Source organism: Pseudomonas sp. Q12-87 (assembly GCF_001269755.1).
In the GTDB taxonomy this organism is placed as follows: Bacteria; Pseudomonadota; Gammaproteobacteria; order Pseudomonadales; family Pseudomonadaceae; genus Aquipseudomonas; species Aquipseudomonas fluorescens_S.
This window is the reverse complement of sequence record NZ_LHVI01000019.1, coordinates 110967-128152: the sequence shown is the minus strand read 5'-3', so window position 1 is coordinate 128152 and position 17186 is coordinate 110967. Positions and strand designations below refer to the sequence as shown.

The 17186-nt window shown below is 60.3% G+C and carries 14 protein-coding genes; 9 read left to right on the top strand and 5 right to left on the bottom strand.

The genetic code is table 11. The features are described from left to right. Positions 1 to 6: 6 nt before the first annotated feature. The 5 genes from AD663_RS12465 to AD663_RS12445 are packed head-to-tail and all read right to left on the bottom strand — an operon-like array spanning position 7 to position 6529. Positions 7 to 384 (bottom strand): response regulator, encoded by a 378-nt coding sequence (locus AD663_RS12465; protein ID WP_003181326.1) that lies wholly within the window; start codon positions 382 to 384, stop codon positions 7 to 9. Next, positions 377 to 1642, bottom strand: a complete 1266-nt coding sequence (locus tag AD663_RS12460; protein WP_033046479.1) for a hybrid sensor histidine kinase/response regulator — start codon at positions 1640 to 1642, stop codon at positions 377 to 379. Before AD663_RS12460 ends, AD663_RS12465 begins: the two co-directional genes overlap by 8 nt. Before the next feature lie 5 nt (positions 1643 to 1647). Further along, a complete protein-coding gene (locus tag AD663_RS12455) occupies positions 1648 to 2235 on the bottom strand; it encodes a chemotaxis protein CheB (RefSeq protein WP_003181322.1) in 588 nt (195 codons plus the stop codon). Further along, positions 2232 to 3047 carry a protein-glutamate O-methyltransferase CheR gene (locus tag AD663_RS12450; protein WP_003181320.1) on the bottom strand — a complete coding sequence of 272 codons (816 nt, stop codon included), beginning with the start codon at positions 3045 to 3047 and terminating at the stop codon, positions 2232 to 2234. The genes AD663_RS12455 and AD663_RS12450 overlap by 4 nt, the downstream gene beginning before the upstream one ends. Beyond that, a complete protein-coding gene (locus AD663_RS12445; protein WP_003181318.1) occupies positions 3047 to 6529 on the bottom strand; it encodes a response regulator in 3483 nt (1160 codons plus the stop codon). The genes AD663_RS12450 and AD663_RS12445 overlap by 1 nt, the downstream gene beginning before the upstream one ends. 264 nt (positions 6530 to 6793) lie before the next feature. On the opposite strand from AD663_RS12445, the gene AD663_RS12440 reads away from it, so the two are divergent. The 9 genes from AD663_RS12440 (at position 6794) to xylB (ending at position 17184) form a co-directional block, all read left to right on the top strand. Continuing rightward, the gene (locus AD663_RS12440) at positions 6794 to 7159 is read left to right on the top strand and encodes a response regulator (RefSeq protein WP_003181316.1); all 366 of its coding nucleotides are present in this window, start codon (positions 6794 to 6796) and stop codon (positions 7157 to 7159) included. Positions 7160 to 7236: 77 nt separating this feature from the next. Continuing rightward, the gene (locus AD663_RS12435; RefSeq protein ID WP_003181314.1) at positions 7237 to 8529 is read left to right on the top strand and encodes a glycosyltransferase; all 1293 of its coding nucleotides are present in this window, start codon (positions 7237 to 7239) and stop codon (positions 8527 to 8529) included. Positions 8530 to 8629: 100 nt separating this feature from the next. Next, positions 8630 to 9535 carry an AraC family transcriptional regulator gene (locus tag AD663_RS12430; protein ID WP_003181312.1) on the top strand — a complete coding sequence of 302 codons (906 nt, stop codon included), beginning with the start codon at positions 8630 to 8632 and terminating at the stop codon, positions 9533 to 9535. Positions 9536 to 9740: 205 nt separating this feature from the next. Beyond that, entirely contained in the window at positions 9741 to 11051 is a 1311-nt protein-coding gene (locus AD663_RS12425; RefSeq protein ID WP_003181310.1) for a sugar ABC transporter substrate-binding protein, read from the top strand. Positions 11052 to 11214: 163 nt separating this feature from the next. Continuing rightward, the gene (locus AD663_RS12420; RefSeq protein ID WP_053213830.1) at positions 11215 to 12147 is read left to right on the top strand and encodes a carbohydrate ABC transporter permease; all 933 of its coding nucleotides are present in this window, start codon (positions 11215 to 11217) and stop codon (positions 12145 to 12147) included. A gap of 10 nt (positions 12148 to 12157) precedes the next feature. Continuing rightward, positions 12158 to 12988 (top strand): carbohydrate ABC transporter permease, encoded by an 831-nt coding sequence (locus AD663_RS12415; RefSeq protein ID WP_053213829.1) that lies wholly within the window; start codon positions 12158 to 12160, stop codon positions 12986 to 12988. A 37-nt stretch (positions 12989 to 13025) separates the two neighbouring features. Next, positions 13026 to 14129 (top strand): ABC transporter ATP-binding protein, encoded by a 1104-nt coding sequence (locus AD663_RS12410; RefSeq protein ID WP_003181304.1) that lies wholly within the window; start codon positions 13026 to 13028, stop codon positions 14127 to 14129. A gap of 17 nt (positions 14130 to 14146) precedes the next feature. Further along, positions 14147 to 15619 carry a mannitol dehydrogenase family protein gene (locus AD663_RS12405; RefSeq protein WP_053213828.1) on the top strand — a complete coding sequence of 491 codons (1473 nt, stop codon included), beginning with the start codon at positions 14147 to 14149 and terminating at the stop codon, positions 15617 to 15619. Positions 15620 to 15696: 77 nt separating this feature from the next. Beyond that, positions 15697 to 17184 carry a xylulokinase gene (gene xylB, locus AD663_RS12400; protein WP_053213827.1) on the top strand — a complete coding sequence of 496 codons (1488 nt, stop codon included), beginning with the start codon at positions 15697 to 15699 and terminating at the stop codon, positions 17182 to 17184. Positions 17185 to 17186 lie beyond the last annotated feature (2 nt).

Genomic DNA, 17186 nt, shown 5'->3' with positions numbered 1-17186 from the left:
AGGCCTTCAGGACAGCATGGTGCGCATGATCTCTTGCAGCACGTCCAGGTCGAAAGGCTTGGCCAGGATTGGCGCCTTTCGGGTAATAGGGCTGTCGGTGTCGCGCACTTCCTGGGCGTAGCCACTGATGAAGATGACTTTCAAGTCGGGGCGCAACCTGACAGCCGGCTCAGCGATCTGCACCCCGGAGATGCCACCAGGCAGGCGGAAGTCGGTGATCATCATGTCCAGGTGGGGTTTGCTTGCCAGGATCTCGAATGCCTGTTCGCCGTTTTCGGCTTGCAGCACGCGATAACCTTCCCCCGACAGGTAAGCTGCCAACACCATCAGGATCGACGGGTCATCCTCGACAATCAGTACAACATCTTGCGCATCTTCACTCATGAGAAGCCTTTGTTCGATCAATAGCTGCTGATACGACCTTAGGGTCTCTCAGAGGTTGCGTCTGTTCGCCGGTTTTGTGAAAAGGCAGACAAACGCGAAACAACGCCCCTTCGTTGAGGCGGCTATTGACCGTGATTGTACCGCCATGTGCGCTCACAATCTGCTCGGAGATGAACAGCCCCAGCCCAAGCCCAGCCGAGGCCGCCTTGGAGGACACGCGCTCGAACTGCTGGAAAATGCGCTTCTGATTCTCTTCGCTGATACCGATGCCGCGATCCTGGACTTCGATGCAGGCATGCTCGGACGTGCTGTAGACGCGTACATCGATCGGGCTTTTGCCGCCATAGCGCAGGGCATTGGTCAGCAGGTTGGACACCACCTGTTCGATACGAAACTCATCCCACTGCCCTTCGACCACCGGCTCGGCGTTGCAATTGAGCGTGCATTCGGCCGCTGCGATCTGCGGCTGGAAGTTGCGCAACAAATTCTGCACCAACGCGGTCAGGTTGAAACGAGTCGGGCGGATAGACAGCTTGCCGGTGCGGATGCGCGATACATCGAGCATGTCTTCGATCAACCGGATCAGGCTTTTGATCTGGCGTTCGTCGCGCTCGACCATCGCCCGTACCTTGTCCAGGGAAAACGCCTCGGCGTTGTTCCGGGCCAGGTGCATCTTGCGCAGCTGGGTCTCGAGGATCAGGCCATTGAGGGGCGTGCGCACCTCGTGGGCAACGATGGACATGAAATCGTCACGCATGCGCACCGCCTGCTCCAGTTCGCCGCGAGCCACCTGCAACTGCTGCAGCAACGTTTCCTGTTCTCGTCGACTTTGCTCCAGGGCGATGACCTGCTCCTTCATCGCCTCTTTCTGGCGATACAGCTCGACGAATACGTTGACCTTGCTTTTGACGGCGTGGGTGTCCAACGGCTTGTGCAAGAAGTCCACCGCGCCGCTTTCATAGCCGGTAAAGGCATAGTTGCGCTCACGGCCGGCGGCGCTGACGAAGATGATCGGGATGCTGCGGGTCCGCTCCGTGCCACGCATCAATTCAGCCAGCTCGAAACCGTTCATCTCCGGCATCTGCACGTCAATGATCGCCAGGGCAAACTCATGTTGCAGCAACAGCGACAGCGCTTCGTCAGCCGACAAGGCCTTGAAGACTGCGCGATCTTCGCGCTTGATCAGCGCTTCCAGGGCCAACAGATTCTCCGGCAGATCGTCGACGATCAGCAGTTTGGCTTGAATATCTCTTGGCATGTCGTTCATTCCAGCCCGGCCAGTAATTGGCCGATGCCTTGTAAAGTGAGGATATGGTCGGGCTGATGCAGCGCCAGCGCGGCTTCGGGCATGGTGGATACTTGGGCTTCGGCAGGGTCTTGGACGACGGTGATTCCGCCCATTGCCTTGACCCTGGCCAGGCCATGGGCGCCGTCATGGTTGGCGCCGGTCAGCACCACCGCCACCAGGTTGGGGCCGAAGACATCGGCCGCCGACTCGAACAGCAGATCGATGGAGGGGCGCGAATGGTGAACCGGCGCTTCCAGGCTCAGCGACAGGCTGCGATCCGCCTCGACCGACAAATGATAGCCGGGCGTGGCGACGTACAGGGTGCCCGGCAAGATGTCCTGTTTGTCCCGGGCTTCTTCCACCGGCACGGCGAGGCGATGACCCAGCACCCGCGCCAATTGGCTGTCACGCTCGTCCGGCAGATGCAACACGACCAGGATAGGCAAGCGGAAGCCTTTGCGCAGGTGCGCGAACACCTTGAGCAATGCTTCGACGCCGCCAGCGGAGGCACCGACGGCGATGGCCTCGATGGCCTTCCTGGATCTGTCCTTCGTTTGGCTCATAACTTGCGATAGATCCGTTCCTGCTTGACCAACGGTTCGAATTGGGCGCCGAAAGAAGAAAAATCCAACGTCTCCTTGCTGCCCAGTACCAGAAATCCGCGGTGGCAAAGCGACTCATGAAACAGCCCGAAGGCACGATCTTGAAGCTTTTTATTAAAATATATCAATACATTACGACATGAAATTAATTGAGTTTCTGAGAACACACTGTCGGTCGCCAGGCTGTGATCGGCAAATGTCACGTTCTCGCACAGCGTCCTGTCGAACATCGCGTAATCGTAGGCAGCCGTGTAATAGTCGGCAAATGATCGCCGCCCGCCTGCGCGCTGATAGTTCTGGGTGTAGGCCCGCACGTTGTCCAGGGAAAAGATGCCCTGCTTGGCTTTTTCCAGCGAGCGCGGATTGATGTCGGTGGCATAGATCAGCGTGCGGTCCAGCAGGCCTTCTTCGCGCAGCAGGATCGCCATGGAATACACCTCCTCCCCTGTGCTGCAACCGGCGATCCAGATCTTGATCGACGGGTAGGTCCGCAGCAGCGGTACCACCTCCTCGCGGATCGCCAGGAAATGCGTGGGGTCGCGAAACATTTCGCTGACAGGGATCGTCAGCAACTGCAGCAACTGCATGAAGGCACCCGGGTCGTGCAGCACGCGTTCCTGCAGCGCCGAGATGGTCTTGCACTCGAACTGGCCGAGCGCATGGTGCACCCGGCGCTTGATGGATGCACCGGAGTAATCGCGAAAATCGTAGCTGTACTTCAGGTAGATCGCTTCGATCAACAAACGCAGTTCAATGTCGCTGTCACGTTCCACTAAATTCTTTCCATATTCGGCAACCACACGCGAATCAGCGAGAACAGACGATCCAGGTCGATCGGTTTGGCCAGGTAATCATTGGAGCCCGCCGCCAGGCAACGTTCCTGATCATCCTTCATGGCCTTGGCCGTGACAGCAATGATCGGCAATTTGCGCCAGCGCGGGTCCTTGCGGATCAGCGCGGTGGCTTCGAAACCATCCATCTCGGGCATCATCACGTCCATCAGCACCAGGTCGATGTCATCCTGTTCGTTCAGGCGCTCGATCGCCTCCAGGCCGTTACGGCCGATGACGACAATGGCCCCCTTCGCCTCCAGGGCGCTGGTCAGGGCGAAGATGTTGCGCACATCATCATCCACCAACAGCACTTTACGGCCTTCAAATACCTTGTCCCGGCTGCGGGCAGTCTTGAGCATCCGTTGACGTTCATGGGACAACCGCGATTCGACTTTGTGCAGAAAGAGTGTCACTTCATCCAGCAAGCGCTCCGGCGAACGGGCACCCTTGATGATGATCGAGCGTGAATACCTGCGCAGCTCGGCTTCCTCATCGCGGGTCAGGTTGCGCCCGGTGTAGACGATAACCGGCGGAAATGAACAGATGTCCTCCGTGGACATGCGCTTGAGCAAGTCGTTGCCCAGCATGTCGGGGAGCTTGAGGTCGATGATCATGCAGTCGTAGATATTCGCGCGAAGCAGGTCCAGGGCTTGCTGGGCCAGGCCAACGGCAGTGATTTCGATGTCATCGTCGCCGATCAGGCGGGTAATGCTGTCGCGCTGCAAGTCGTCGTCTTCCACCAGCAGCACCCGTTTGACCTTCTGGGTGAGCTTGGCTTCAAGGCGAGCGAACACGTCTTTGAGTTCTTCACGGGTCGTCGGCTTGACCGCATAGCCGATGGCGCCCATGTGCATCGCGGCTTCGACGCGGTCCTCCACGGAAATCACATGAACCGGGATATGCCGGGTAGCCGCCTGCTCCTTGAGCCGCTGCAACACCGTGAGCCCGGAATGATCTGGCAGACGCATGTCCAGCAGGATCGCGTCGGGGCTCAGTTGCGATGCCAGGTCGAAGCCCTCATCGGCACCGTGGGCCACCAGGCACTGATAACCGAGTTCGTGGGCCAGGTCGAACAGAATCCGGGCGAACTTGGGTTCGTCTTCGATTACCAGGATGCATCGGGTATCGAACGGGGCTTTGTCCCGATCATCGGCGAATCGCGCAATTGGCGGTTCCACGTCGGCAATCAACGGCACAGGCACGGTCTTTTGCGCAGCCGTTGCCGACACAGTCGCCGTCGGGGTGAACGTCCTGGGCGCCCGGGGCGTCTCGCCGGGCTCGATGTAGCGCTCAGGCAATACCAGCGTAAACACACTGCCCTGCCCCGGTTCGCTGGAAACAGAGATCGAACCACCCAGCAGCGTGGCCAGGTCCCGAGAAATCGACAGACCCAGGCCGGTGCCGCCGTAACGACGGTTAGTCGTGCCGTCGGCCTGGCGGAAGGCCTCGAAAATGCTTTGCTGTTGGTCAGCGGCGATACCAATTCCCGAATCGCGCACGATGAACGCAATGCCCGAGCCGGGCTGGCCGGCCACGGTCAAGCTGACGGCCCCTTGCTCGGTGAATTTCACGGCGTTGGACAGCAGGTTCTTGATCACCTGCTCCAGGCGCTGGCGGTCGGTGTACAGCATCGATGGTGCGTCCGGCAGCAACTGGACCTCGAAATGCAGGCCTTTATCAGCCGCCAGCGGCATGAACATATCCCGTAAGCCCTCCACCAGCCGCGGCACGCTGGTGTTTTCCGGGCGGACCTCGAGTTTTCCGGCCTCGACCTTGGAAATATCGAGAATGTCGTTGATCAGGTTCAGCAGGTCGTTGCCGGCCGAATAGATCGATTCGGCAAACTTGACCTGCTCGTCGCTGAGGTTGCTCTGCGGGTTTTCCGCCAGCAGCTTGGAGAGGATCAGCGAGCTGTTGAGCGGCGTGCGCAGTTCATGGGACATGTTGGCGAGGAATTCGGACTTGTACTTGCTCGAACGCTGCAACTCTTCGGCGCGTTCCTGCAACTGGATTTGGGCCAGGTTCAACTCGGTATTTTTCTGGTCCATGGCATCGCGCTGCTCGGCCAGTTGCTCGTTGGTCTGTTCCAGTTCCTGCTGCTGGGTCTCCAGGTGGGCCTGGGATTCCTTGAGGATGCGCGACTGTTCTTCCAGCTCTTCGTTGGCAGTCTTGAGCTCTTCCTGCTGGACCTGCAGTTCTTCGTTCAACTGCTGGGTTTCGGCCAGAACCTCCTGCAAACGCTGGCGATAGCGAGCCGCTTCGATGGAAGTGCCGATATTGCCGGCAATCAGCTCCAGCAGTTCGATGTCACGCTCGGTCAACGGCCGCAGGAAGCCCAGTTCGACGACACCATTGATCCGGTCGTCATCGCTCGTCGGCACCACCAGCACGCTGTTGGGCAGTCCCTGGCCGAGCCCGGAGCTGACTTTCAGGTAATCACTCGGTACATCGTCCAGGCGGATGGGATGCCCCTGCCGCACGGCCTGCCCGACAATGCCTTCTGCATCGAGAATAACCTGGTGCCGTTCCTCCTCTTCCCGGGACATGCCATACGTGGCGACGCATTGCAGGACGCCGTTTTCTTCACGCGAATAAAGTACAGCCACGACGCACCCCAGGTATTGGGCACAAAACTGCAGGATGTTGCGACCCAACACGTTCAGGGTCAGTTGCCCCAGGACCTGTTCGGCCAGTTGCGTCTGGCCATTGCGCAGCCAGGCCTGCTTCTCCAGGCGCTGGGCGCTCTGTTGCTGGATTTTCAGGCTGGCGCTGTAGCTGCTGGAAAGATTCAACAGATCCCGGCGACCAATATAGGCCAGCAATCCGCTGACGGCCGCCACGAACAGCAGGTACAAGGCGATGCTTGAGATCGTGGTGAAGCGCACGTCCTCATTGCGCGCGGTGCGCAGGTGCTGTTCGGTTTCGACGATGTCTTCGAAGGCCTTGCGAATTTCATCGGTCAGGCGCTTGCCATGTCCGGCCTTCACCGCCCCCCGGTAATCGCCGCTGCTGCGTTGCAGTTCGATCAGGCCTTGGGCGTATTTGTCCCATTCGACCTGGAGCGCTTGTATCTGGTGCAGGCGATCGGTCTGGATGGGGTTGTCGGCTGTCAATTCCAGCAATGTGTCCAGCGCAACCGCAATGCGTGGCTTGGCGATTTCATAGGGGTCGAGAAAATGCTCGTCGCCGCTCAACAGAAAGCCACGCATGCCGGTTTCCAGGTCCACGCTCAACTTGAGCGCTTCGTTGGCATTGTTGATCACCCGGTCAGTGTGCCCAACCCACTGGATCACCGAGAGCAGGTAGGTGATCAGCACAATGAAAAACACCGCGCTGAGCGCACCAATGCCCAGCGGCAGGCTGATATTGCGACTCAGGAGCTTGCGAAAACTTTGCTCGTCGACCGAAGACGATGGCTTCATGGTAAAGGCCTTGGTGGACAGTTGAAAAACCATGGAGTGTGCCCGAAAGCCACGGCCTGGATCCACAATTTCTGGTGAATCGAAGGCACAATTCCCACGGCGATCTGCCTGTAGCAAGGATGCGACTATCCTTGTCAGCTCTTGTACTATAGATCCTTTCTTGTACAACCCAGGGAACTTGTGCAGCGTTGTCATTTACTCATGCATGTGGCTTTTGTTTCGTAGCCCGTCCCGCCCCATCTTTTCGAGAATACCTACATGTCCATGCCAGCCGCTGTCACCGCACCCACCATTCTTGTCGTTGAAGACGACGACATCGTGCGGATGTTGATCGTCGACGTGCTCGAAGAGTTGGAATATCGGGTACTGGAAGCGGACGGTTGTGAGCAGGCGCTGGAATTCCTGCGCAACCAGGCGCAGCCCATCGCCCTGATGATGACGGATGTCGGCCTGCCGGTCATGGACGGTCGCGAGCTGGCGAAGCAGGCGCTAGCGATCCGGCCGCAGCTGCCGGTCCTGTTTGCCAGTGGTTATGCCGAGAGTATCGATGTCCCCGCCGGCATGGCGGTCATCGGCAAGCCGTTTTCCATTGACCAGTTGCGCGACAAGGTCAAAAGCATTCTTCCTTGAGCCCAGGCGCATTGTTGTTCACTATCGGCGCCCCGCGCGCCGAACGCGCCTGAATCGCTTCCAGGAATTGCTCGCTCATGCCTCATCCCAACGCCCTTAAGGTCCTGGTCATCGGCTATGTCTGGCCTGAGCCCCGCTCATCGGCGGCCAGCGGGCACGTCATGCAGATTCTGGAAGCTTTCCTCGGGCAAGGCTGGGAGATCACCTTCAGCAGCCCCGCGGGTCCGGGCGAGCACCGCGCCGACCTGGTCGCGCTGGGTATCCGCGAGGTGCCTATCGAGCTGAACAACAGCAGTTTCGATGGGTTCATTACAGAATTGACCCCGGATATCGTCTTGTTCGACCAGTTCATGATGGAGGAACAATTCGGCTGGCGGGTCGAGAAACATTGTCCCGGCGCCTTGCGCGTGCTGGAAACCTCCGACTTGCAGAGCTTGCGCCACGCCCGGCATGAACGGCTCAAGCAGCGTTTGAAGGCGCCCGACGCCGGCGAGGACTTCAGCGACCTGTTTGCCCCGGCCCTGCGCGAAGAGTTCGAGTTGATGGCCGGCACCGACCTGGCCAAGCGAGAGATTGCCGCGCTGTTGCGCTGTGATCTCAACCTGATGGTGTCGGAAGTGGAAATCGAGCTGCTGGTGGAGCACTTCAACCTGCCCCGCAGCCTGTTGCATTGGTGCCCGTTGATGCTGGACCTGCCCGACCAACCGCTGGTGCCGTTCGAAGACCGAGCGCATTTCCTGAGCATTGGCAACTTTCGCCACGCGCCGAACTGGGATGCCGTGCTCTGGATGAAAAACGCCGTCTGGCCGCTGATCCGACAACAGTTACCCGGCGTTCAGTTGCATCTGTACGGCGCCTATACACCGCCCAAGGCCGCCGCGCTGCATAATCCAGCCCAAGGGTTTCACATCATGAACTGGGCCGAAGATGCCTTGCAGGTCATGTCGGCGGCGCGCATCTGCCTGGCACCGCTGCGTTTCGGCGCCGGTATCAAGGGCAAGCTGATCGACGCCATGCTCTGCGGCACACCGAACGTCACCACGCCCATCGGCGCCGAAGCCATGGGCGGCGAAATGCCCTGGCCTGGGGCAATCGGCCAGAGCGCCAGCGCCATCGCCGATGCGGCGGTGCAACTCTATGGCGACCAGGCGCGCTGGGCCCACGCCCAGGATGCCGGCCTCGCGCTGCTGGCGAGCCGCTATCAGCGGCAGGTCCATGGCCCGGCGCTGATCGAGCGCATTCACGCCTGCCGTGGGAATCTGGCGCAGCTACGTCGCGACAACTTCATCGGCAGCATGCTGCGTCACCACCAGCATAAGAGCACCCAATACATGTCCCAGTGGATCGAAGAAAAGAACCGCAACAGCTAGGCCGGGCGGGAAGCCCCTGCCAGTCCGCGCTATCCGGACTGGCACCTGCGCGACGAAGGGGGCATTATCCAGCGGCGAAAACAATAAAAGCGCCAGGCTCATGACCCGAACAGCCAGAGTCACCGACCCCTCCTACGAGTTGATGGACGACCACGACGGACGCTCCATCATCTACCGCCAGCACGGTTTTCCTTGCCCGCTGGTGCGCTGGCATTTCCACAAGGAATACGAACTGCACCTGATCGTCGCCAGCTCCGGCAAGGTCTTCATCGGCGATTACATCGGCAACTTCTATCCCCAATCGTTGTTCCTTACCGGCCCCAACCTGCCCCATAACTGGATCAGCCAGGTCGCCGAGGACGAAGTGGTCGCCAAGCGCGACATGCTGGTGAACTTCACCGACGAATTGTTCGAGAGCGGCCACCAGGTGTTCGCGGAACTCAAGACCGTCGCCCCGCTGCTCGAACGCGCCCAATACGGCATCGAGTTTCGCTGCAAACGCACGATCCGCCAGGCGATGGTGCTGATGCAGCGCATCGCCGATTCCCAGGGCATGAGCCGGCTGGGACATTTTTTCATCCTGATGGAGCTTCTGGCCGCCTCGGATGACTATCAGTTGCTGTCCGGCGCCACCGCGCCGCAATCGGCGGACGAACACAGCATCGACCGCACCAACCGCGCGGTGGACTACATCTTTGCCCACTACGCCCGGGAACTGTCCCTGGAAGAAGTCGCCGAGCACTTGGGCATGAAACCCACCTATTTCAGCCGCGTATTCAAACAGGCGACTGGCCGTTGTTTCATCGAGTTCGTCAATCGCCTGCGCATCAGTAAATCCTGCGAACTGCTGGCCGACGGCGACAAACCGGTGACCGACGTGTGCTTTGAATCGGGTTTCAACAATATTTCCAATTTCAACCGGCGCTTCCAGCAGCTCAAGGGCATGACGCCTTCCCATTATCGGCGTCTGGCAGTGCAGCGGTTGACCGAGCAGAACCAGGGCTGACGTTTCTCCACCGGGGGTCTTTGTTGGCCTGTACTGACAAGCGGCCACCCCGCCCAGTGCAAAAAAGTATCAGCACAAGTGCGACGGATGATTTGTCACGCCGTTCATTGAGGGCTGTAATCAGCGCACATTCTTCCCTTCATCCGGAAGACACAAAAACAATAACTGTCCTTCTGCAGCCCCTGGCGCGGAAAAGGAGTGCGCGATGAAACCTTCGGTAAAAGCTCTGCTTGTCTCCACCTGCATGACCCTCAGCAGCGTCAGTTTCGGCGCACAGACCCTCACCATTGCCACCGTCAACAACAGCGACATGATCCGCATGCAAAAGCTTTCGAAAACTTTCGAGGCCGAGCACCCGGACATCAAGCTGAACTGGGTGGTGCTTGAAGAAAACGTCCTGCGCCAGCGCCTGACCACCGACATCGCCACCCAGGGCGGGCAGTTCGACGTTCTGACCATTGGCATGTACGAAGCTGCACTTTGGGGCGCCAAGGGCTGGCTGGAACCGATGAAGGATCTACCCGCCTCCTACGACCTGGAGGACGTTTTCCCTTCCGTGCGTGACGGCTTGTCGGTCAAAGGTTCGCTCTACGCCTTGCCGTTCTATGCCGAAAGTTCGATCACCTATTACCGCACCGACCTGTTCAAGGACGCCGGGCTGACCATGCCCGAGCACCCGACCTGGAGCCAGATCGGTGAGTTCGCCGAAAAACTCACTGACAAGACCAAGGAACAATATGGCCTGTGCCTGCGGGGCAAGGCCGGCTGGGGCGAGAACATGGCGCTGATCACCACCCTGGCCAACGGCTTTGGCGCGCGCTGGTTCGATGAAAAATGGCAGCCGCAATTCAATGGGCCCGAGTGGAAGGACGCGCTGAACTTCTACGTCGACAACATGAAGAAATCCGGCCCGCCGGGTGCTTCCAGCAACGGCTTCAACGAAAACCTGGCGCTGTTCAACAGCGGCAAGTGCGCGATCTGGGTCGATGCCAGCGTCGCCGGTTCGTTCGTCACCGACAAGACCCAGAGCAAGGTGGCCGATCACGTCGGATTCACCTTCGCCCCCCACGAAAAAACCGACAAAGGCACCTCGTGGATGTATTCCTGGTCGCTGGCCATCCCCGCCAGTTCCAAAGCCAAGGACGCCGCCACGGTCTTCACCACCTGGGCGACCTCCAAGGAATACGGCCAGTTGGTCGCCAAGACCGATGGCATCGCCAACGTTCCACCTGGCACTCGCACCTCGACCTACAGCGATGAATACATGAAGGCCGCGCCGTTTGCCAAGGTGACGCTGGAGTCGCTGAAAGTCGCCGACCCGAAATCGCCAACCCTCAAACCGGTGCCCTACGTCGGTATCCAGTTGGTGACCATCCCTGAATTCCAGGCCATCGGCACTCAGGTGGGCAAGTTCTTCTCCGGTGCGCTCACCGGCCAGCAGAGCGTGGACCAGGCGCTGACCGCTGCGCAGTCCACCACTGAGCGCGAGATGAAGCGCGCCGGGTATCCCAAATAAAGGCTAGTAGACATCCATTTGTGGCGAGGGAGCTTGCTCCCGCTGGCGGGTGAAGCCCGCCCTGGCGATCAGAAGGATTGCCTCTCGACATGGGCCCGCTGCGCGGTCCAGCGGGAGCAAGCTCCCTCGCCACAGGGAATGCGTCGCATAAGAGTAAGCACTCATGAATACTTCAACGACAACAGTCAAAGCCCCCATCGAAATAGCCCCGCCGTCGCGCAAGGTTCGCCTGGCAAACCCGGGCTGGTTCCTGGTCAGCCCTTCGGTCGCCTTGCTGCTGCTGTGGATGATCGTGCCGCTGGGCATGACCGTCTATTTTTCGATGATCCGCTACAACCTGCTCTACCCCGGCGAAAATGAATTCGTCGGGCTGGAGAACTTCACCTATTTCCTGACCGACTCGGGTTTCCTGCCCGGGGCCACCAATACTTTGTTGCTAGTGGGCAGCGTGCTGCTGATCAGCATCGTACTCGGCGTGCTGATCAGCGCGCTGCTGGAGGCCAGTGAGTTTTTCGGTCGTGGAATCGTGCGGGTATTGCTGATCTCGCCATTCTTCATCATGCCCACCGTGGGTGCGCTGATCTGGAAGAACCTGATCTTCCACCCGGTCTCGGGGATTCTTGCCTCGGTGTGGAAACTGTTCGACGCGCAACCGGTGGACTGGCTGGCCCACTACCCGCTGCTATCGATCATCATCATTGTCAGCTGGCAATGGCTGCCCTTCGCGATCCTGATCCTGATGACCGCCATGCAGTCCCTCGACCAGGAGCAGAAAGAAGCCGCCCGCCTGGACGGTGCCGGCCCCATCGCGATTTTCTGGCACCTGACCCTGCCGCACCTGGCGCGTCCGATTGCCGTGGTGCTGATGATCGAGACGATTTTCCTGCTGTCGGTGTTCGCCGAGATTTTCACCACCACCAACGGTGGCCCCGGCTACGCCTCTACCAACCTGGCTTACCTGATCTACAACCAGGCACTGGTGCAGTTCGACGTCGGCATGGCGTCGGCCGGTGGCCTGATCGCCGTGGTCATCGCCAACATCGCCGCCATCATCCTGGTCCGGATGATCGGCAAAAACCTCACCGACAAGCACTGAGGCCGCCGCCATGACACTTCAACAATCCCGTCGCCTGCAGAGCCTGCTGCTCGGCACGCTGGCCTGGGCCATCGCGATCGTGATCTTCTTTCCGATCTTCTGGATGGTGCTGACCAGCTTCAAGACCGAAATCGACGCGTTCGCCACGCCGCCGCAATTCATCTTCGCGCCGACCCTGGACAACTACCTGCACATCAACGAGCGCAGCGACTATTTCAGCTTCGCCTGGAATTCGGTGGTGATTTCCTTCAGCGCCACTGCCCTTTGCCTGCTGATCGCGGTGCCGGCGGCCTACTCCATGGCGTTCTACGAAACCCAGCGCACCAAAGGCACGCTGCTGTGGATGCTCTCCACCAAAATGCTGCCGCCGGTGGGCGTGCTGATGCCGATCTACCTGCTGGCCAAGAGCTTCGGCCTGCTGGATACACGCTTGGCACTGATCGTCATCTACACCCTGATCAACCTGCCGATCGTGGTCTGGATGATTTACACCTACTTCAAGGACATCCCCCGCGACATTCTCGAAGCCGCGCGCTTGGATGGCGCCACGCTGTGGCAGGAGATGGTTCGTGTGCTGCTGCCGATTGCCAAGGGTGGCCTGGCGTCTACCGTGCTGCTGTCGCTGATCCTGTGCTGGAACGAGGCCTTCTGGTCGCTGAACCTCACGTCTTCCAAAGCCGCGCCACTGACCGCATTGATCGCTTCCTACTCCAGCCCGGAAGGTCTGTTCTGGGCCAAGTTGTCCGCCGTCTCGACCCTGGCCTGCGCACCGATCCTGATTTTTGGCTGGATCAGCCAGAAGCAACTGGTGCGCGGTTTGTCTTTCGGCGCCGTGAAATAACGCGCCCTACCTTTATCAGAAGTGGAGGCCCATCATCATGGCCAACCTGAAAATCAGAAATTTGCAAAAAGGTTTCGAAGGTTTCTCCATCATCAAAGGCATCGACCTTGAAGTGAATGACCGCGAGTTCGTGGTCTTCGTTGGTCCGTCGGGCTGCGGCAAGTCGACCCTGCTGCGGCTGATCGCCGGCCTCGAAGAAGTCAGCGACGGCACCATCGAGCTGGACGGGCGGGACATCACCGAAGTCAGCCCGGCCAAGCGCGACCTGGCGATGGTATTCCAGACCTATGCCTTGTACCCGCACATGAGCGTGCGCAAGAACATGTCCTTTGCCCTGGACCTGGCCGGCGTGCCCAAGGCCGAAGTCGAGAAAAAGGTCAACGAAGCAGCGCGCATCCTCGAACTGGGGCCGATGCTCGAGCGCAAGCCCAAGCAGCTGTCTGGGGGCCAGCGCCAACGGGTTGCGATTGGCCGGGCCATCGTGCGCAATCCTAAAATCTTCCTGTTCGACGAGCCCTTGTCCAACCTCGACGCCGCCCTGCGCGTACAGATGCGCCTGGAACTGGCGCGGCTGCACAAGGAACTGCAAGCGACCATGATCTACGTAACCCATGACCAGGTCGAAGCCATGACCCTGGCCGACAAGGTGGTGGTGCTCAATGGCGGACGCATCGAGCAGGTCGGCTCGCCACTGGAGCTGTATCACCAGCCGGCCAACCTGTTCGTCGCCGGCTTCCTCGGCACGCCGAAAATGGGCTTCCTCAAGGGCAAGGTCACGGCGCTCGACAGCCAGGGCTGTGAAGTCCTCCTGGACGCCGGCACCCGCATCAGCCTGCCGCGCAGCGGTGCCAACCTGAGCGTTGGCGGCGCAGTGACCCTGGGGATCCGTCCGGAGCACCTGAACCTGGCACAACCGGGCGATTGCACGCTGCAAGTGACTGCCGATGTCAGCGAACGCCTCGGCAGCGATACGTTCTGCCACGTCGTCACGGCGTCCGGCGAAGCCTTGACCATGCGCGTTCGCGGCGACCTGGCGAGCCGCTTCGGCGAGCAACTGAGCCTGCACCTGGACGCAGAACACTGCCATTTATTCGATGCCGATGGCGTGGCGGTCACCCGTGCGCTACGCGCCGCCGCCTGATTGCCGAGATATTTTCGATGAAACTCAACCGACAGAACCTGCACCGCATGACGCCGGGAATCGCCCTGCCCGCTTACCCTTTGGGCGACATCCGCCAGGGCATCGCCCACATTGGCGTCGGCGGTTTTCACCGCGCCCACCAGGCGTATTACACCGATGCGCTGATGAACACCGGTGAAGGCCTCGACTGGGCCATCTGTGGCGTCGGCCTGCGGGCCGAAGATCGTCGCGCCCGGGATGACCTTGCCGGCCAGGATTACCTCTATACGCTCTATGAACTGGGCGATACCGACGACACCGAAGTCCGTGTGATTGGCGCCATCAACGACATGCTGCTGGCCGAAGACGGGGCCCAGGCGCTGATCGACAAGCTGGCCGACCCACAGATCCGCATCGTCTCCCTGACGATCACCGAGGGCGGCTACTGCATCGACGACAGCAATGGTGAGTTCATGGCCCATCTGCCGCAGATCCAGCACGACCTGGCCCATCCCGACGAACCGAAAACCGTGTTCGGCTTCCTCTGCGCCGCCCTGGCCAAGCGCCGCGCCGCCGGTACGCGGGCCTTCACCTTGATGTCCTGCGATAACCTGCCCCACAACGGCGCCGTGACTCGCAAGGCGCTGTTGGCTTTCGCGGCCTTGCGCGATGCCGAGCTGGAACACTGGATCGCCCACAACGTCAGCTTCCCCAACGCCATGGTCGACCGCATCACGCCCATGACCAGCGTTGCCCATCGCTTGCAGCTGCATGACGATCACGGCATCGACGACGCCTGGCCGGTGGTCTGCGAACCGTTCGTGCAATGGGTCCTGGAGGACAAGTTCGTCAACGGCCGCCCGGCCTGGGAAAAGGTTGGCGTGCAGTTCACCCATGATGTCTCGCCCTATGAAGAGATGAAGATCAAGCTGCTCAACGGCAGCCACCTGGCGTTGACTTACCTGGGTTTCATCAAAGGCTATCGTTTCGTCCACGAAACCATGAACGACCCGTTGTTCGTGCGCTACATGCGCGCCTACATGGATCTGGACGTCACGCCGCAATTGGCGCCGGTGCCGGGCATCGACCTGACCGATTATAAGAACACCCTGGTGGAACGGTTTTCCAACCAGGCGATTGCCGACCAGCTGGAGCGGGTCTGCTCGGATGGCTCGTCGAAATTTCCGAAATTTACCGTGCCGACAATCAACCGTTTGATCGCCGACGGCGCCGAAACCCGCCGCGCCGCGCTGGTTGTAGCGGCCTGGGCCGTGTACCTCAAGGGCGTGGATGAGAATGGCGTGACCTATTCGATTCCGGACCCACGGGCGGCGTTCTGCCAGGCGCTGGTGGCTGACGACGCGCTGGTGACCCAGCGGATGCTGGAAGTGGAAGAAATTTTTGGCACGGCGATCCCCCGCTCGCCTGAGTTCGTGGCAGCATTCGAATGGTGCTGCAACAGCTTGCGCGAACATGGAGTGACGCGAACACTTGAGCGGGTGTTGGCCTAAGGCTTAGCGTCCGTGGTCGTGTACTTGCTGACCGAACAGCTATTTCCGTGGGATTGATCTGACGACCAAGGATTTTTATGGCAAACCAACAACTATTCCTGGGCATCGACTGCGGTACCCAAGGCACCAAGGCCCTGATCCTCGACGCGACCAGCGGCCAGGTCCTGGGCCTGGGTGCCGCCGCCCACGCCATGATCAGCGGCCCAAATGGCCGCCGCGAACAACATACCCATCAGTGGCTCGAAGCGTTCACCCAAGCTACCCATCAGGCCCTGGCTGCCGCCGGGGTCGATGGCCAGGCGATCCTTGGCATCGGCGTCTCCGGCCAGCAACATGGCCTGGTGCTGCTCGATGAGCAAGGCGAAGTCCTGCGCCCGGCCAAGCTGTGGTGCGACACCGAAACCACCCCGGAAAACGATCGACTGCTGGCGCACCTGGGCGGGGAAAGCGGCTCACTGGAGCGTCTTGGCGTGGTCATCGCCCCGGGATATACGGTGTCCAAACTCTTGTGGACCCGTGAACAGCATCCGGACGTGTTCGATCACATCGCCAGCATCCTGTTGCCCCATGACTTTCTCAATCATTGGCTCACCGGCCGCCATTGCACGGAGTACGGCGACGCCTCGGGTACCGGCTACTTCAATGTGCGGACCCGTCAATGGGACGAGCCGTTGCTGCAGCACATCGACCCCAGCGGCCGCCTGGTATCGGCATTGCCGGAACTCATCGACGCGCATCAACCGGTTGGACGGATCCTGCCGGCCATTGCCGCACACTTGGGCATCAACCCCAATGCCGTGGTGGCGAGCGGTGGCGGTGACAACATGATGGGCGCCATTGGCACAGGCAACATCCAGCCCGGCGTGATCACCATGAGCCTCGGTTCGTCCGGCACGGTCTACGCCTATGGCGCCGAACCTGTGGTCAGCCCACAACCGTCAGTGGCGACGTTCTGCTCTTCCAGCGGGGGCTGGCTGCCGCTGATCTGCACCATGAACCTGACCAACGCCACCGGGGCCATACGCGAGTTGTTGGACCTGGATATCGACGCCTTTAACGCCTTGGTGGCCCAGGCCCCGATCGGCGCGGACGGGGTGAGCATGTTGCCGTTCCTCAATGGCGAACGTGTTCCCGCCCTGCCCCATGCCACCGGCAGCCTGTTGGGCCTGACCAGCACCAACCTGACCCGGGCCAATCTGTGCCGCGCGGTGGTCGAAGGCACCACGTTCGGTTTGCGTTATGGCCTGGACCTTCTGCGGGCCAATGGACTGGAAGCCCAGAGCATTCGCTTGATCGGCGGTGGCTCCAAGAGCCCGGTGTGGCGGCAGATCGTCGCCGACACCATGGACACAACCGTCATCTGCACCGAACAGAGCGAAGCGGCGGCGCTGGGAGCGGCGATCCAGGCAGCATGGTGCCATGGCGGCTCGGCGGCTGGCCTGGCCGAACTGTGCGAACGCTGCGTCAAGCTTGACCCGGCCAGCGAAACCCGACCCGTCGCCGAACACGTGACGGCGTCCCAGCTGGCTTATGAACGTTATCGACAACATGTCGCAACCCTTTGAAG